The sequence below is a fragment of the Corynebacterium sp. CCUG 51687 genome (assembly GCF_024453995.1).
GTDB lineage: Bacteria > Actinomycetota > Actinomycetes > Mycobacteriales > Mycobacteriaceae > Corynebacterium > Corynebacterium pseudogenitalium.
This window is the reverse complement of sequence record NZ_JAGPYT010000024.1, coordinates 1-2,342: the sequence shown is the minus strand read 5'-3', so window position 1 is coordinate 2,342 and position 2,342 is coordinate 1. Positions and strand designations below refer to the sequence as shown.

Genomic DNA, 2,342 nt, shown 5'->3' with positions numbered 1-2,342 from the left:
GTGTTGGCGTTGTTTGCCGGGCCCGAACCAGTACAAGCATCATGCTGGTTCGGGCCTTTCATACTTTCGACCCAACCCAACGGGGGTAAAACACGGGGGTACCAACTGTTCAACGATCACGAAAAGGTCTGCCTAACGCATCCATAGGGCCTAAGTTTGACTACACCAGACCACGAAAGGTTTTTAGTATAAAAAGGTTGTGCATTAATAGTGTCGGTGACACGTGTCGAATGACACATGTCGTGCCTGGTAATCCCGATTTGTTAAGTATTCTCTTACCCACTGTTGCACTAGAGCGCATAATATACGGGTGGGTTGATTGTTGAACACCCATCGACAGGTGTCGGTGGGTTTGTTGAACATGTTGGGTTTGCTGCGATGGTTTCTGAGTGTTTTTTAAGCTATGTGTGCAGGTTGTAGGGCTAGATGTGTTGAACAATCCGGGTTTTGTAGGCGTGTTTTTGCCTGTTTGGTTGGGGCGTTGTGGGCGGATTGGCCATGTATAGTTCGGGTGCATAAACTTGGGGTCAGAACAACGAAGGGTTTCATGTTCCACCGGTTGGGTGGTGCGTGATGGAAGGTATAAGGATTGTGACAACGATGATGAACAGCATTGCGCGGAAGGTATGCGTAGCAGCGTGTGTGTTGGCCGTTGCGGCTAATGGTGCACAGGTTGCTCACGCGGAGATGGCTGTTGCTGACTCGTCGGTCACAGTGACCGCTGACGGGCCGGGTGCGGTCTTTCACAACTCGGTAACACAGCCGGGTCGTATTTCGACGTTGAAGTTTACGGATGCCCGCTCCATTGCTGGCAGCCAGGAGTCCTCACTGTATGTGGACCTGCGTGCCGATGGCGCATTAGTGGATTTAGAATCTGGCCTTAACGTGGATACGCACCGTGATGGTAACACCCAGGTGGTCATCTACCGCGGTGAAGACCAGGACGCTGGTGTGTCGGTCGAGCGTGAATACCGCTTTGATGGCAACCGCGTCGATGTCATTGTGCGGGTGACCAACAACAAGGATGCTTCAGCGTTTGTGCAGGCGGATCTGACGAACCAGATTAACTCCCAGGTCGGGCTTTCCGGCTCCTATGATGATGGGAAGTTTGTTGTTGCCCCGGCCCAGCTTGGCTATGAGACTGCGGTGTCGTTCGATAATGCAACCTCGTCTGGTGTAGCCGATGCGTTCCAGCGCACCACGGCTGCCGGTGAGGTTGGGTTTGTGGATCCGGCAGGGGCCAGCTTCCAGCGTGGGCGTTGGTTTGAGCGCATTGATGCTGGCGCTACGTTGACTGCTGCCATGCACATGGAGGTTGCAACCCAGGACAGTGCTGTTGATTCTGATGGTGACGGTCTGCCGGATGTCTGGGAGCGCGAAGGGGTGACCTTAAGTGACGGTACGGTCATGCCACTGAACGAGTGGGGTGCTGATCCTGAGCGACCGGATTTGTTCCTGCAGCTTAATTGGATGAACTCGCAGTGGCAGCAGGCTGGCTGCGACACACCTGGTGCGGATGCTGCCATGTGTGCGCAGCTGTCGACGGCAAGCTACCGGCCAAGTCGCGATATTTTGCAGCAGCTGGTGGACCGCTTCGATCAGTACGGGGTCAACCTGCACATTGATGCGGGTGATACGTACACCAACATTGTCAACTATCCGACTCGTCACGGTGGGCAGACTGAGCCGTATGCACCGTACTACTTTGAGGGCACGGTGCCTGGTATGAAGCTGGTCGAGAATATTGACACGATGCTGGGTGCTCGTGCGGCAGTCTTCCGCGTTGGTGTTATTGGCGATCAGATGCAGCGTGGCCACTGGGGTACCGGCTTGGCTTTGGTTGCGGATAACTCGTTTTATGTTGCCAAGCATGAACGCATGCGCACCGATGATCAGCTGCGCAACACGATCATGCACGAGCTGGGGCATACGTTGGGGTTGAATCATAATGGTTCGATGAAGTTCGCCAACGAGGTCCCGCAGTCGGATTACCTGCCGAACTACTACTCGGTGATGAACTACCTCTACCAGTTCACCCACTTTAACTACTCGGATGAAGAATCCGTCTCTGGTGGCCCACTGCCAGAGGTATGCAACCAGCCAGGCATGGACTGCTACAAAGGTGACTACCGTGTGCCAGCCGACTGGGACAACCTGATGATTAACACCGGCAAGATTGGTAAGGACTACAACTCCACCATCGGTGCCGCCGGTGGCAAGGTTGATGCCAAGGCATTGGCTGCCCAGCAGGAAGCGATGCAGGCTGCCGAAGAAGCCCAGGGTTCTGTCAAGGTTGCTGTTGCAGGTGACCCTGAGCTTCACCGTGGGGAGAATACGGTGAG

1 protein-coding gene is annotated in these 2,342 nt (G+C 54.7%); it reads right to left on the bottom strand.

Annotated elements, in window-relative coordinates:
* Positions 1-867: 867 nt before the first annotated feature.
* Positions 868-981, bottom strand: coding sequence for a hypothetical protein (locus KBX13_RS11570; protein WP_370687346.1), 114 nt, complete (start codon positions 979-981; stop codon positions 868-870).
* Positions 982-2,342 lie beyond the last annotated feature (1,361 nt).